The sequence below is a fragment of the Haloferax sp. Atlit-4N genome (assembly GCF_003383025.1).
Lineage (GTDB): Archaea > Halobacteriota > Halobacteria > Halobacteriales > Haloferacaceae > Haloferax > Haloferax gibbonsii.
The window spans coordinates 1,024,961-1,038,034 of sequence record NZ_PSYY01000001.1 but is presented as its reverse complement, the minus strand read 5'-3'; the positions used below and the strand labels follow the sequence as shown (position 1 = coordinate 1,038,034).

13 protein-coding genes are annotated in these 13,074 nt (G+C 68.5%); 7 read left to right on the top strand and 6 right to left on the bottom strand.

Features of this window, described 5'->3' with window-relative positions; all coding sequences use genetic code 11:
• Positions 1-6 precede the first annotated feature (6 nt).
• On the top strand, positions 7-2,100 hold the full coding sequence (locus C5C07_RS05390) for an acetate--CoA ligase family protein (RefSeq protein ID WP_004977622.1): 2,094 nt from the start codon (positions 7-9) through the stop codon (positions 2,098-2,100).
• 26 nt (positions 2,101-2,126) lie between these two features.
• The gene (locus C5C07_RS05385) at positions 2,127-3,227 is read left to right on the top strand and encodes a phosphotransacetylase family protein (RefSeq protein WP_115804687.1); all 1,101 of its coding nucleotides are present in this window, start codon (positions 2,127-2,129) and stop codon (positions 3,225-3,227) included.
• Between the two features lie 53 nt (positions 3,228-3,280).
• Here C5C07_RS05385 and C5C07_RS05380 read toward each other — a convergent pair whose 3' ends face one another.
• The 3 genes from C5C07_RS05380 to C5C07_RS05370 all read right to left on the bottom strand — a co-directional run bounded on the left by C5C07_RS05380 (position 3,281) and on the right by C5C07_RS05370 (position 5,826).
• Positions 3,281-3,469: a hypothetical protein gene (locus tag C5C07_RS05380; RefSeq protein ID WP_004977625.1), complete on the bottom strand. Its 189-nt coding sequence runs from the start codon at positions 3,467-3,469 to the stop codon at positions 3,281-3,283.
• 39 nt (positions 3,470-3,508) lie between these two features.
• Positions 3,509-4,615 (bottom strand): Xaa-Pro peptidase family protein, encoded by a 1,107-nt coding sequence (locus tag C5C07_RS05375; RefSeq protein ID WP_115804686.1) that lies wholly within the window; start codon positions 4,613-4,615, stop codon positions 3,509-3,511.
• A 104-nt stretch (positions 4,616-4,719) separates the two neighbouring features.
• Positions 4,720-5,826 carry a hemolysin family protein gene (locus C5C07_RS05370; RefSeq protein WP_115804685.1) on the bottom strand — a complete coding sequence of 369 codons (1,107 nt, stop codon included), beginning with the start codon at positions 5,824-5,826 and terminating at the stop codon, positions 4,720-4,722.
• A 132-nt stretch (positions 5,827-5,958) separates the two neighbouring features.
• Here C5C07_RS05370 and C5C07_RS05365 point away from each other — a divergent pair, with 132 nt between their 5' ends.
• Positions 5,959-7,290 carry a S8 family serine peptidase gene (locus C5C07_RS05365; RefSeq protein ID WP_115804941.1) on the top strand — a complete coding sequence of 444 codons (1,332 nt, stop codon included), beginning with the start codon at positions 5,959-5,961 and terminating at the stop codon, positions 7,288-7,290.
• A 90-nt stretch (positions 7,291-7,380) separates the two neighbouring features.
• Positions 7,381-8,418: a hypothetical protein gene (locus C5C07_RS05360; RefSeq protein ID WP_115804684.1), complete on the top strand. Its 1,038-nt coding sequence runs from the start codon at positions 7,381-7,383 to the stop codon at positions 8,416-8,418.
• 37 nt (positions 8,419-8,455) lie between these two features.
• On the opposite strand, the gene C5C07_RS05355 is transcribed toward C5C07_RS05360, so the two are convergent.
• Positions 8,456-9,763, bottom strand: a complete 1,308-nt coding sequence (locus tag C5C07_RS05355; protein WP_004977630.1) for a tetracycline resistance MFS efflux pump — start codon at positions 9,761-9,763, stop codon at positions 8,456-8,458.
• Positions 9,764-9,863: 100 nt separating this feature from the next.
• On the opposite strand from C5C07_RS05355, the gene C5C07_RS21610 reads away from it, so the two are divergent.
• Together C5C07_RS21610 and C5C07_RS05350 are read left to right on the top strand one after the other, a co-directional pair.
• Positions 9,864-10,034: a hypothetical protein gene (locus C5C07_RS21610; RefSeq protein ID WP_004977631.1), complete on the top strand. Its 171-nt coding sequence runs from the start codon at positions 9,864-9,866 to the stop codon at positions 10,032-10,034.
• Between the two features lie 30 nt (positions 10,035-10,064).
• Positions 10,065-10,292, top strand: coding sequence for a hypothetical protein (locus C5C07_RS05350; RefSeq protein ID WP_004977632.1), 228 nt, complete (start codon positions 10,065-10,067; stop codon positions 10,290-10,292).
• A gap of 6 nt (positions 10,293-10,298) precedes the next feature.
• Here C5C07_RS05350 and C5C07_RS05345 read toward each other — a convergent pair whose 3' ends face one another.
• The gene (locus C5C07_RS05345) at positions 10,299-11,081 is read right to left on the bottom strand and encodes a CBS domain-containing protein (protein ID WP_004977633.1); all 783 of its coding nucleotides are present in this window, start codon (positions 11,079-11,081) and stop codon (positions 10,299-10,301) included.
• A gap of 43 nt (positions 11,082-11,124) precedes the next feature.
• The gene (locus C5C07_RS05340; RefSeq protein WP_004977634.1) at positions 11,125-12,582 is read right to left on the bottom strand and encodes a DHHA1 domain-containing protein; all 1,458 of its coding nucleotides are present in this window, start codon (positions 12,580-12,582) and stop codon (positions 11,125-11,127) included.
• 89 nt (positions 12,583-12,671) lie between these two features.
• Between C5C07_RS05340 and C5C07_RS05335 the strand changes: the two genes are divergently transcribed.
• Positions 12,672-13,052, top strand: a complete 381-nt coding sequence (locus C5C07_RS05335) for a hypothetical protein (protein WP_008092512.1) — start codon at positions 12,672-12,674, stop codon at positions 13,050-13,052.
• Positions 13,053-13,074: the final 22 nt, after the last annotated feature.

Below are 13,074 nucleotides of genomic sequence, written 5' to 3'. Positions count from 1 at the left end.
CAACCAATGGGAGAGCTATCCGAATTGTTCGCGCCGAACCGAATCGCGGTGGTCGGTGCGACCGAGCGCGAAGGAGCAATCGGGCGGGCAATCATGGACAACCTCATCGACGAGTTCGACGGTGAGGTCGTTCCGGTCAACCCCAAGTACGACGAACTGTTCGGCCTGCAGTGCTACGGCGACGTCGGCGAGACGAACGCCGACCTCGCGGTCATCGTCGTTCCCCCGAAGGTCGTCCTCCCCGCGATGAAGTCCGCCGGGGAAGCGGGCATCGAGAACGTGGTGGTCATCACCGCCGGCTTCGGCGAGACGGGCAGCGAGGGCGCCGCCCGCGAGCAGGAACTCCGCGACATCGCCGAGGAGTACGACCTCAACGTCGTCGGCCCGAACAGTCTGGGCATCATGAACACGGACGTCGGCATGAACGCGACGTTCGGCCCCGACATGGCCCTCGACGGCAACATGTCCTTCATGAGCCAGTCGGGCGCGTTCATCACGGCCGTCATCGACTGGGCCAACGACGAGGACATCGGCTTCAAGGACATCGTTTCGCTGGGTAACAAGGCCGTCCTCGACGAGGCCGACTTCATCGAGGCGTGGAACGACGACCCCGACACCGAGGTCATCATCGGCTACCTCGAAGGCATCTCGGCGGGCCGCGAGTTCATCGACTCCGCCCGCGACGTGACGAAGGACACGCCCATCGTCCTCGTCAAGTCCGGCAAGACCGACGCCGGCGCGCAGGCCGCCTCCTCGCACACCGGCACCATCGCCGGCTCCGACGCGGCCTACGAGGCCGGCCTCGAACAGGCTGGCGTCATCCGCGCGGACTCCGTCCAGCACCTGTTCGACACCGCCCGCGTGCTGGGCGACCAGCCGCTCCCCGAGAACAAGGACGTCGCCGTCATCACGAACGCCGGCGGTCCCGGCGTCATGACGACCGACGCCATCGGCGAGTCGGAGCTGAAGATGGCCGACTTCACCGACGAGACGCTCGAAGCCTTCTCCGAGTCGCTGCCCGCCGAGGGGAACATCTACAACCCGGTCGACATCGTCGGCGACGCCGACAACGCCCGGTTCAAGGAGGCCCTCGACGTGGCGCTCGCCGACGACAACGTCGGCATGGCGCTCGTCTTGACCTGTCCGACGGCCGTCCTCGACTACAACCAGCTCGCCGCCGACACCGTCGAACTCCAACAGGAGTACGACAAGCCCATCGCCGCCTGCTTCATGGGCGGCGAGCGCGTCGACGCCGCCTCCGACGTGATGAAAGACGCCGGCATCCCGAACTACTTCGACCCCTCGCGCGCCGTCGACGGCCTCGAAGCCCTCTCGGAGTACGCCGACATCCGCCAGCGCGAGTACGACGCGCCCACCGAGTTCGACGTGGACCGCGAGCGCGCCCGCGACATCCTCGAAACCGTCAAGGAGCGCGACGAGACCCGCCTCGGCGTCGAGGCGATGGAACTGCTCGACGCCTACGGCATCGAGACGCCGACGGGCGACATCGTCGACGACCCCGCCGACGCGCTCGACGTCGCGGAGCGCATCGACGGCGACGTCGTGATGAAAATCGTCAGCCCGGACATCCTCCACAAGTCCGACATCGGCGGCGTCAAGGTCGGCGTCGAAAACGAGGAGGTCTACGACGCCTACGAGGACCTCATCACCCGCGCGAAGAACTACCAGCCCGACGCCAACATCCTCGGCGTGCAGGTCCAGGAGATGGTGAACCTCGACGACGGCGTCGAGACCATCGTCGGCATGAACCGCGACCCGCAGTTCGGCCCGCTCATGATGTTCGGCCTCGGCGGCATCTTCGTGGAAATCCTCGAGGACACGACGTTCCGCGTCGCGCCCGTCTCCGAGGCGGAAGCCGAGGACATGACGAAGGAGATCGACGCCGCGCCGATGCTCCGCGGTGCCCGCGGGAACGACCCGGTCGACATCGGCGGCATCACGGAGACCATCCAGCGGCTCTCCCAACTGGTCACCGACTTCCCGGCCATCCTCGAACTCGACATCAACCCGCTCGTCGCGCTGCCGGACGGCGTGAAGGCCGTCGACGTTCGACTCACCGTCGACCCGGACGAACTTTAAACACTTCACCACCCTACCATTCAACAATGAACACGGTACTCGTCACCTCGACCGGAGAAAGCACCGGGAAGACCGCAATCACGCTCGCACTCGGCGTCCTCGCCAAGGAGCGCGGACTGGACGTGGGCTACATGAAGCCCAAGGGCACCCGCCTGCAGTCCAGCACCGGCAAGACCCTCGACGAGGACCCGATGCTCGCCCGCGAACTGCTCGACATCGACGCGGAGATGCACCAGCTCGAACCCGTCGTCTACTCCCCGACATTCATCCAGGGCGCGGTCCGCGGCAAGGAGAACGCCGAGGAGCTTTCGGAGGTCATCTCCCACCACTTCGAGGACATCTCGGCCGGCAAGGACCTGATGCTCGTCGAGGGAGGCGGCTCCTACCGCACCGGCGGCATCGTGGACCTCACCGACGGCGACGTGGCGAACCTCCTCGACGCCGAGGTCATCCTCGTCGCCGACTACCAGCACCCGAGCGACCTCGACGACGTGGTCGCGGCGGTCGAAGACATCGGCCCCGACCGCCTCGCGGGCGTCGTCTTCAACCGCGTGAGCGACGCCTCCTACGACGAGCTCGAAACGGAGGTCGCGCCGTTCCTCGAAGCCCGCGGCGTCCCCGTCCTCGGCGTCGTCCCGACCGAAAAGGACCTCGCGGGCGTCACCGTCGAGGAACTCGCGAACGAACTCGGCGCGGACTTCGCGACCGACGCGCCGACGGACGCCTTCGTCGAGCGCTTCCTCGTCGGCGCGATGGGCGGCGACGCGGCGCTTCGCTACTTCCGCCGCACGAAGAACGCCGCGGTCATCACCGGCGGCGACCGCGCGAACATCCAGCGCGCCGCGCTCGAAGCCCCCGGCGTCAAGTGCATCATCCTCACCGGCGGCCACCGACCCGTCGGGGCCGTCATCGGCAAGGCCGAAGAGAAGGGCGTCCCGGTCCTCCTCGTCAACGGCGACACGCTCTCCGTGACCGACCGCGCCGAGGACATCGTCAGCACGGGGCGCACCCGCGACGAGCGCACCGTCCGGCGCATGCGCGACCTGCTGTACGAACACGCCGACATCGACGCCATCATCGGGAACATCGAACCCTCCGGTGACGGCGCGGCCGACGACGACGAGTAACGACCGACGCGCCGATAGCGTCGACTGCGTTACTGCTTTTTCGGAATCCGGACTCAGACTCCGTTTCCGTCGCGCTCGCGCCCGTCGAGATAGTCGTTGACGAGCGACGGCGCGACGACGCCGACGGCGAGGAGGGCGAGAAACGAGACCGTGAACTGCCCGGTGGCCGCCTCCACGAGATACGCGACGGGGAGGGCGGCGAGGACGAAGGCGGTGACGACGAGCGTCTGTCGGGAGACCATACGCCCGCCACGTCAGTCAGGAAGTTAACAGCTTTGCGCCTAACAGCGCCAGCCGCGGTCGGTGTCGTTCAGGAGTTCCGCGCCGTCGTCGGTGACGACGACGAGGTCCTCGATTCGGACGCCGAACTCGTCGGGGAGGTAGATTCCCGGCTCGACGCTGAAGACGTTCCCGACCTCGAGTTCGCGGTCGCTCCCGGCGACGATGTAGGGCGCTTCGTGCACGTCGAGGCCGACGCCGTGGCCGGTCCGGTGGATGAATCGGTCGCCGTAGCCCGCCTCCTCGATGACCTCGCGGGCCGCGCGGTCGACGTCGCCGGCGGCGACGCCCGGTTCGACGGTCTCGACGGCCGCGGTCCGTGCGGCCTGCACGACGCCGTGGACCTCGGCGAACTCCGCGGGCGGCTCGCCGGCGAAGACGACGGTCCGCGTCTGGTCGCTCGGGTAGTGGTCGACGACGGTGCCGAAGTCGAGGACGACCGGGTCGCCCGACTCGATGACGCGGTCGCCGTGGCTGTGGTGGGGCATCGCGCCGTTGGGGCCGGAGCCGACGAGCGGGCCGAAGGGAATCCCCTCGCCGACCTCGTCGGCGAGGAGGCGCTCGATTTCGGCGGCGAGTTCGTTTTCGGTCATACCGACGGCGTCCGCACCCATGTCGCGGACGCGCTCGACCGCGCGGTCGACGGCCGCGCCGGCGCGGCGGAGCGCGTCGAGTTCGGCGTCGTCCTTCCGCGCGCGGAGCGGGGCGACGACCTCGCTCGCGAGCCCGAAGTCGGCGTCGGGGAGCGCCGTCCGGAGGTCCTGCGAGAAGCGCGCCCACATCGTGTCGTCGAGGAGGACGCGCCCGCCGGCGAGGTCGAGATTCGAGACCACGTCGGCGAGGGCGTCACGCGGGTCGTCGTCGTCGCTCCACGTGCGCACGTCTCCGACCCACGACTCGGTTCGGACCTGCGTCTCGTAGAGGTCGGGGACGAGAAACACCGGGTCGCCCTCGCGGGGGACGAAAAGCAGTAGGTGACGCTCCGCGGGTTCCTCGTCGAAGCCCGAGAGGTACAGCAGGTTTCGACTGGGGAACAGTACGGCGGCGTCGGCGTCCGCGTCGGCCAATCGTTCCTGACACGCGCGGGTCCGTCGTTCGAAGGGCGTCATGCGAGTGGATACGGGCGGCGGATGAAAAGCGTGGGCGGTCCGCGAGAGCGCGTCGAGGCGCGAACCATCGGGTGGGGCCGGTACGAGGGCGTCCCGCGGGCGGTCTACGCCCCGAGGTCGAGCGGGTCGTAGAGCTGGCCGGTGATGGACTCGAAGGCGTCGGAGGCGGTCACGAGGCCGACCACGGAGCCGCCTTCGGGGTCGCGGACCATGGCGAGTTCCTGATTCTCCGCCTGGAAGCGGTCGATGAGGTCGCTGACCGAGAGGTCCGAGAGAACCGAAAGCGGGGGCGCGGCGATGTCTTCGAGGCGGCGGTCGCCCGACTGGAGGCGGTCGATGTTCGAGAGGACCGTCGGCGCGTAGACGACGCCTCGAACGTCGTCGAGCGAGTCGCCGACGAGCGGGAACCGCGAGTGCTGGGGGTTCGCCCGGATTCGTTCGAGGCTCTCGTCGGTGCTCGCGCCGACCGAGAGCGCGACGACGCGGTCCGCGGGGACCATCACGTCGCGGACGGGTAACTCGCCGATGCGAAGCGCGTTCAGGACCTCCTCGCGGCGGTCCTCGGGGAGCGAGCCCTGCGCGAGGATGTCGCCCATCTGGCTTCGGACCTCGCCGCGGCTGAGGCGGGGTCCCTCGCCGGCGGAGCCGTCGCCGTCTTCCTCCTCGTCGATTTCGGCTTCCTGCCACGACCGGGTTATCTCGACGCCGACGAGCGACAGCAGGCGCTTTGCCAGCCAGTCGGCGACGACGATGACCGGGTACATGAGCTTCGTCCAGCCGTACAGGACGGGCGCGGTGTACTTCGCCACCGTGCGAGAGCGCTCGACGCCGAGGTACGTCGGCACCTGCTCGCCGAGGACGACGTGCGAGAGGTTGATGACGACGAGCGCCAGTCCGACCGACAGCGACGTGTGGGAACCCGCCGACCCGCCGCCGCCGAGGACCGCGTCGAAGGTGGCCGCGACGGCCGGTTCGGCGACGACGCCGAGGCCGACGCTGGCGATGGTAATCCCGACCTGACAGCCCGAGAGGTACACCTCCAGTCGCTCGGTCATCTCCCACGCGAGTTCGAGGCCGCGAGACCCCTCGAAGGCGGACTCGTCGAACTGCGGCACGCGCGTCATCGCGAACTCCGAGACGACGAAGAAGGCGTTCGCGAGCAACAACACGAGGCCGCCGCCGAGCCGGAGCGCGGTTTCGACACCTACCATGTGGGCCGAGCGTTCGACCCGGACTCCCCTGAGCGTGTCGGCTCCGGTACGACGTTGTGGTTTTTCGGGGAATTATTTTAAACTCAAAAATGTGCCGTAACAACTATGTTTTTCACGGCCGCGGTGTCTGGTATGCGTCAGCAACACAGGCGGACGTTCCTGAAACTGAGTGGTTCCCTCCTCGGTGGGGTCGCCGCCGGGTCGACCGTCGTCGCGGCCGAGCGGACCGACCGGTTCATCGTCGACCTCGGCGGCGGCGACGCGTCGGCGGCGACGAGCGCCGACCTGGAGGTCGTCTACGACCTCTCGCCGGCCGGCGTGGTGGTCGTCGAGGGGAGCGAGTCGGCCGTCTCCGCCCTGAACGCGGCCTACGCGCCCGACGTGGAGATAACGCTCGACGGGCCGGCGGTCGAGGACGCGGGTCCGGCCGATGCGGTCGACGAACCCGGCTACGCCGCGCAGTGGGACAAACAGAGCCAGCGGATTCCCGCGGTCCACGACGTGACCCGCGGGGAGGGCGCGCGCGTCGCCGTCATCGACACCGGCGTCGCCGCCGACCACCCGGACCTCGAACACGCGGTCAACGCGTCGCTCTCGCGGAACTTCACCGGCGACGGCTTCGGCGCGGGCGTCCCCGCGGGCGGCGGCCACGGCACCCACGTCGCGGGCATCGTCGCCGCGAACGACCGAAACGAGGCGGGCGTCGTCGGCTCCGCGCCGGGGGCCGAAGTCGTCGACTGCCGCGTGTTCTCGCCGAACACGCTGGCCTCGTTCGCCGACATCCTCGCGGCCCTCGTCTACAGCGCCGAAATCGGCTGCGACGCCGCGAACCTCAGCCTCGGTTCCTACCCGGTCCCGCGACAGGGCGAAGGGCAGTTCTACGGGAACGTGCTGAACAGGACGCTGACCCACGCCAACCGCTCGGGGACCGTCGTCGTCGTCGCCGCCGGCAACGACAGCGCCGACCTCCAGCACGACGGCGGCATCATCAGCCTCCCCAACGAGGGGGCGCAGGCGCTCAGCGTCAGCGCGACCGGACCCAAAGGGACCGCTTTCGACGCGGGCGACGCCGAGGAGGGACCGAAGACGCCGGCGTTCTACACGAACTACGGAACCAACGCCGTCGGCGTGGCCGCCCCGGGCGGCGACGCCCTCCTCTCCGCGCAGGAGACCCACCCCGAGACGTGGTTCTACGACCTCGTCTACAACACCGTCTCGACGCCCGCCTACGACGACGACGGGAACTACGTCGGCTCGGCGAACGGCTACGGCTGGAAGGCCGGCACCTCGATGGCCGCGCCGCAGGTCGCCGCCGCCGTCGCGCTCGTGCGGTCGGTCGAACCGGGTCTGAACGCGAATCAGGTCGCGTCGAAACTCGGCCGCACCGCGACCGTACCCGAGGGTTCCGACAAGGCGTACTACGGGGCCGGATACCTCGACCCGCTGGCCGCCGTCACCGAGTAACGGCCTCCGCACCCCCGAGAAAGTCCACCGAGCGAACTGATACCTTAGCTCTCGAACACCTTTATCTCGCGAGGCGTCGCATTGTCAGCTATGAGTTGGAAAGCAATCGACGCCCTCGACGACGCCCGTGACGCCACGGCGTCGCTCCTCCTCCCGTTCGACGCGGGTCGATGGGCGCGCCTCGCACTCATCGCCCTCTTCGTCGGCGGCCTCGGCGGGAGCGGCGGTGCCGGAAGCAACACCGGAACGACCACCCCGACCGGGGGCGGGTCGACCGACATCCCGGTCGACTCGCTGCCCGGCTTCGTGACGCCGGAAAACGTCCTCGCCGCGGTTATCGCGCTCGCGGCGGTCGCTATCGCCCTCAGCATCGTCTGGTCGTTCGTCGGCTCCGTGATGCAGTTCGTCCTCGTGGACGCCGTCGTCTCCAAGGACGTGCGCATCCGCGAACCGTTCCGCGAGCGCTTCTGGCTCGGCGTCAGGCTGTTCGGGTTCCAAGTCGGCCTGCTCGTCGCCGTGCTCGCAGTCATCGGAATCCCGGTCGCGGCGGTGTTCCTCGGCTCCGTCGCGTTCACGCCCGCGGTGGCCCTCTTCGCCATCCCGCTCGTACTGCTCGGGCTCCTGTTGGTGTTCGTGGTCGCCATCGTCATGCAGTTGACGACCGACTTCGTCGTCCCGACGATGATGGCCGAAGACCGCACCCTCCTCTCGTCGTGGGGGCGGGTCGTCCCGGTGTTCCGCGCCGAGTTCTCCGAGTTCGGGCTGTACGTCATCGTCCGGTTCATCCTCGGCATCCTCGCGAGCATCGGTATCGGCATCGCGGCCCTCCTCGCCCTGCTCGTCGTCGCCATCCCCTTCGCCATCGTCGGCGGCGGGGCGTTCCTCGCGCTCAACGCCGCGAACGTCGCGTTGACCTCGACGGTCGGACTGGTCGTCTTCGGCGCGCTCGGGCTCCTGTTCGTCCTCGCGGCCATCGCGGTCGGCGCGGTCGTCCAGATGCCCGTCGTGACCTACTTCCGGTACTACTCGCTGTTCTTACTCGGAAGCGCCGACGACTCGCTCGACCTCGTCTCGCAGTTCCGGTCCGACGACGACTCGTCGGCCCCGGAAGGCCCGACCCCCGCGTAAGGACCGGCGACTCACTTCGCCGTTCCGCGTCCTTTTTTCACGCCGTCGCCGACGTGACCGCCTCGCGGTCCAGCCGTCCGAGGAGCACGAGAATCGGAATCATCAGCGCGCCGCCGACGACGAACGGTGCCCAGAACGCGACGGCCGTGTAGAGCCCGCCGGCCAGCGCCGGCCCGAACGTCCGGGCGAGGCTCCCCGCGCTCTGGGTGAGGCCGAACGCGCCGCCCTGCTCGTCGTCCGTCGCCGAACGGGAGACGAGCGTGTTCAAGGAGACGTTCGTGAGGGCGTTGCCGAACGACAGCGGCGTCATCACGACGAGGAGCGCGAGCACGCCCGCCGGGAGGACGGGACCGACTGGAAGTATCCTTCCGAGGTCGGGGACGAACGCGCCCAGTTGGGGTGAAAAGGGGACGGCCGCGAGCGTGAGCACCTGAATCCCCGCGCCGGCGACCGCGAGCCGGTACTCGCCGAAGCGGTCGGTGAGCGGGCCGACGAGGCCGCCCTGAACGACCGCGAGGACGACGCCGACGTAGGTGAGGATAATCGCGTTCTCGGTCGCGCCGTAGCCGTACTGGTCGTTGGTGAGGAAGATGAACTGGCTTTCGAGCGCCGAGAAGGCGAAAGAGACGAGGAAGAAGGAGGCGACGAGCGTGCCCAGCCCGGGCGACCGGAGCGCAGAAAGGAGCTGTTGGACGCGGGACTCGCGGTCCCCGGCCGGCGTCCCGCGCGCTTCGGGCGGCCGCGACTCGGGCAGGACGAAGAACGCGACGACGAGGTTCGTTCCGGTGATGGCCGCGGCGGCGAAGCTCGGCAGCGAGAACTCGGAGACGGGGACGAACGCGGGCAGGAGGCCCCGGGCGGCCGCGACGACCGGCTCGCTGGCGAAGAAGCCGCCGAGCGCGGGGCCGAACACGAAGCCGAGGCCGAACGCGGCCCCGAGGAGACCGAGCCCCTTTGCACGCTCGTCCGCCGCGGTGATGTCGGCGATGTACGCCTGTGCGGTGGCGATATTGCCGCCCATCGCGCCCGCGAGCATCCGGGCGGCGAACAGCACCGCGAGCGACCCGGCGACGCCGAACAGGAGCCACGCGAGCACGCTTCCCGTGAGCGACAGGAGGAGCACGGGTCGCCGACCGCGGGAGTCCGAGAGGCGACCGAGGAAGGGCGCGGCGAGGAACTGCATCGCCGAGTAGGAGGCGATGAGCAGGCTCCCGACGAACTCCGTCGCCCCGAACGAGAGCGCGTACAGGGGAATCACCGGGATGAGGATACCGAAGCCGAGGAGGTCGACGAAGACGATGAAAAAGACCACCCCGAGCGCCCGACGCGGGTTCTCGACTGTCATCGTCTCTCCGTTGGCGGGGAGTCGAATAACCGCACCGATACCCTCCGTCTCGGAGGGTAAGCGGTGATTAATTAATACGTTGACAATCCTGAGTGTCAGTATGTCCTTCGAATGGGTCTCGTACTTCACGTGCGAGGAGTGTGGGTTGGAACGCCCGTCTCCGGAGGTCCCCTACGACCGCCTCGGATACGCCGTCTGCCCGAGTTGCGGCGCGGAGACGCGCCCGGCCGCCTCGGCGACGGTCGACGCCTCGACGCTGGTGGATGGGTAAGCACTTCGGGCTCGGACGACATCCACCGGTATGAGTTGGACGGAGGTCCGCCGAGACGACCGCATCGTGGAGTGGGAGCGGAGTGACGGCCACGCGACTATTCGGCTCCGTCGCGGGCCGAACGCGTGGCACGTCAGGGTCGACCGACTCTATCAGTCCGCCGAGGGCCGCGGCTACGAGGGCGAGCGGTTCGAGTCGGAATCCGAGGCCCGCGAGACCGTCGAGGCGTGGAAGGACGAGTACGACGTGGAGAACTGAACTGGGCTACTGGAGCCGGCGCGTCGTCTCGACCAGCGGGTGTCGCGCGTAGTCGACGATGTCGATGTCCGAGATAGATTTGAGGCCCTCCTTTTCGGCGGTCCGCTGCATGCCGAGTTCGACGGGGTCGTCGACGACGATGACGTAGGCGTCCATCTCCTCGATGCCGATTCGGTCGGCCGCGAGGACGCGGTGGTGGCCGTCGGCGAGGAGCAGCGTCCCGTTGTTGTCGATGACGACGAGCGGCTCCGCGAGGCCGCGTTCGAGTTCGTACCGTCGACCGTCGAGTTCGTCGGCGTAGACGCGGGCCTGCGTGGGAATGAGGTTCGAAAGCGAGACCGTGCGGCGCTCTTGGTGGACCGTGATGCCGTGAATCTGTTCGAGCGTCCGCATGAGTTTGCCCACTTTCTCCGGCGTCGCGCGCTCGATTTGGCTCCGGATGACGTCGGTGTTCGAGATGATGCCGACGAGGTTGCCCGCATCGTCGACGACCGGGAGCTTCTGGATTCCCGACCGGAGGATGACGCGGGCGGCGTCGTTCACGTCCATCTCGGGGTGAGCGACGACGAGGTCCGTCGCCATCACCGTCTCGATGGGGGCGGCGTCGTCGGCGAGGAGGATATCGCGCGCCGTGACGAATCCCTCGGCCTTGCGTCCGTCGCAGACGGGAAAGCCGTTGTGCCCGTCGCTCTCTGCGATGCGTTGGGCGACGTCCGCGACCGTGTCGGTCGGAGAGACGGTCTGGACCTCGCGCGTCATGTACTCCTTGACGGTCGCTTTGGTACTCATCTCCCACCCCATAGGGCCACCGTCGGCAAAAACGTGTGGGCGTTCACTCATCGAGCGGGTACTCGAAGGCCACGTCGGTATCCAGACTCGGCGTCGGCGTCGCGTGCTCCAGCGTCTCGAACATCCGCCCGGCGACGATGTCCGTGACGATGGTGGCGAGCGACTCCCGCGAGTCGTCGCCCACGTCGTCGAGGATGCCCAGTGGAATCTGTGCGCCCGCCATGTCCGCGTGGCCGCCGGCGCTCCCGATAGAGCCGAGGGCGTCGCGGAACGTCTCGCCGAGGTCGACTTTCGCCCCGCGGGCGCGACCGGAGACGTAGACGGTGCCGTCCATCAGGCCGTAGACGACCGTCACCTCGACGCCCTCCATCCCGAGGAGGTGGTCGGCGGCCTGCGCGAGCGCGTCCCGCTCGCGGATGTCGCCGACGTTCGTCGTGAGGACGTTCCCCCGAACGTCGCGGTTCGAGATGGCGCGGGCGAGCGTCTCCATCGTCTCGGAGGTCAGACTCGGCGTCTCGACCCGTTCGAGCAGGTCCACGTCGACGTGTGGGATGAGGAAGGCGGCGGCCTCGAAGTCGGCGGTCGAGACCTCCCGCGTGAAGTCGTTGGTGTCGACCTGAATCCCGAACAGGAGGGCCGTCGCCACCGTCGTGTCGGGGACGATTCCGAGCCGTTCGAGATACTCCGCGAGCAGCGTGCTCGTCGCGCCGACGCCGCGTCTGAGGTCCACGTACGCCGCTTCGACCGGCGCGCGCGGCGGATGGTGGTCGATGACGATGTCGATGGTCGTCTCCGGCGGCAGGCGGTCGTTGACGCCCGGTCGGGAGTGGTCGACGAGCGCGAAGCCGGCGTACTCGTCGTCCGCCGGAACCTCGTCGAGAACCCGAAGGTCCAAATCGAGGAGGTTCACGAGCGCGCGGTTCTCCTGATGAGAGATGTCGCCGAAGTAACACACGTCTGCGTCGACGCTCGCCCGCCGGGCGATGGCCTGCAACGCCAGCGCCGCGGCGATGGCGTCGGGGTCCGGGTTGTCGTGCATCACGACCGCGAGCCTGCCGTCGAGGTTTCGGAGGACCCGCATCAGGCGGTTCAACCGCTCCGTGTGCGACGTGCCGACGGCGTCGAGGATTCGCCCGGAGACGATTCGACGCGGGTCGATGACCTCGTCGGCGATCGCGTCGATGTCGGCGCGGACCGACGGGTCCGCGTCGTCGCCGAGGTAGACGACGAGCGGCGCGTCGGGGAATCGGTCGCGGGCCGCGCGCGCCGCGTCGAGGTTCGGCGCCGAGGACTGCCCGCCGACGATGACGAGGTCGACCGCGTCGGGGTAGTTCGACGGGTCTGCGGGGTCGCCCTCCCTCGCGGCGATGCCGTCCGAGCGGAGGTCATCGGCGCGGCCCTTCCGGTCCGTGACGACCGTTACCGTCCCCCCGCGGTCGGCGAGTAGCCCGACGAGGTTCCCGCCGAGCGACCCGCAGCCGAGAACCAGGCGACGTACCATACACGGAGGGTCGGACTCCGGCCGCAAAACCCTACCGTCCTCCCATCCGGCGATGATATTATGTCATGCCAACGCATGACACATATACGATGGAACTCGAGACGCAACTGCTCCCCGAGTCGCGAGCCGAGTCGTTCGTCCGAACCTGTCGAACCGTCGTCGGCGACGACCTCAGGAGCGTGACGTACTTCACGCACGACCGCTGCGACCAGATATACCTCCGAAGCGACCTCGAAGCCGACGCCGACCTCACCGGGTTCGTCGAACACGAGACCGACGGATTTCAGGCGCGGACCGCCTACCGCGGCTCCGAACTCGGGAACTACCGATACACCGTCCGTGCGTTCGACCACGGGTACCTCACCCGGGTGACGGCCGACGACAAGGGCGTGTTCGTCACCACCGACGGCCTGACGCTCAGGCGCTCCGAGGAGCTGGCGTCGGCGCTCGGCGAGTTACTGCGAGAATAAAAGAAACCGAATCGAACCGAAT

Coding starts and splice junctions, on each gene's coding strand:
- C5C07_RS05345 (WP_004977633.1), bottom strand. CDS start 11,081: ATGAGTACCAAAGCGACCGTCAAGGAGTACATGACGCGCGAGGTCCAG.
- C5C07_RS05355 (WP_004977630.1), bottom strand. CDS start 9,763: ATGACAGTCGAGAACCCGCGTCGGGCGCTCGGGGTGGTCTTTTTCATC.
- C5C07_RS05390 (WP_004977622.1), top strand. CDS start 7: ATGGGAGAGCTATCCGAATTGTTCGCGCCGAACCGAATCGCGGTGGTC.
- C5C07_RS21610 (WP_004977631.1), top strand. CDS start 9,864: ATGTCCTTCGAATGGGTCTCGTACTTCACGTGCGAGGAGTGTGGGTTG.
- C5C07_RS05340 (WP_004977634.1), bottom strand. CDS start 12,582: ATGGTACGTCGCCTGGTTCTCGGCTGCGGGTCGCTCGGCGGGAACCTC.
- C5C07_RS05365 (WP_115804941.1), top strand. CDS start 5,959: ATGCGTCAGCAACACAGGCGGACGTTCCTGAAACTGAGTGGTTCCCTC.
- C5C07_RS05385 (WP_115804687.1), top strand. CDS start 2,127: ATGAACACGGTACTCGTCACCTCGACCGGAGAAAGCACCGGGAAGACC.
- C5C07_RS05380 (WP_004977625.1), bottom strand. CDS start 3,469: ATGGTCTCCCGACAGACGCTCGTCGTCACCGCCTTCGTCCTCGCCGCC.
- C5C07_RS05370 (WP_115804685.1), bottom strand. CDS start 5,826: ATGGTAGGTGTCGAAACCGCGCTCCGGCTCGGCGGCGGCCTCGTGTTG.
- C5C07_RS05335 (WP_008092512.1), top strand. CDS start 12,672: ATGGAACTCGAGACGCAACTGCTCCCCGAGTCGCGAGCCGAGTCGTTC.
- C5C07_RS05360 (WP_115804684.1), top strand. CDS start 7,381: ATGAGTTGGAAAGCAATCGACGCCCTCGACGACGCCCGTGACGCCACG.
- C5C07_RS05375 (WP_115804686.1), bottom strand. CDS start 4,615: ATGACGCCCTTCGAACGACGGACCCGCGCGTGTCAGGAACGATTGGCC.
- C5C07_RS05350 (WP_004977632.1), top strand. CDS start 10,065: ATGAGTTGGACGGAGGTCCGCCGAGACGACCGCATCGTGGAGTGGGAG.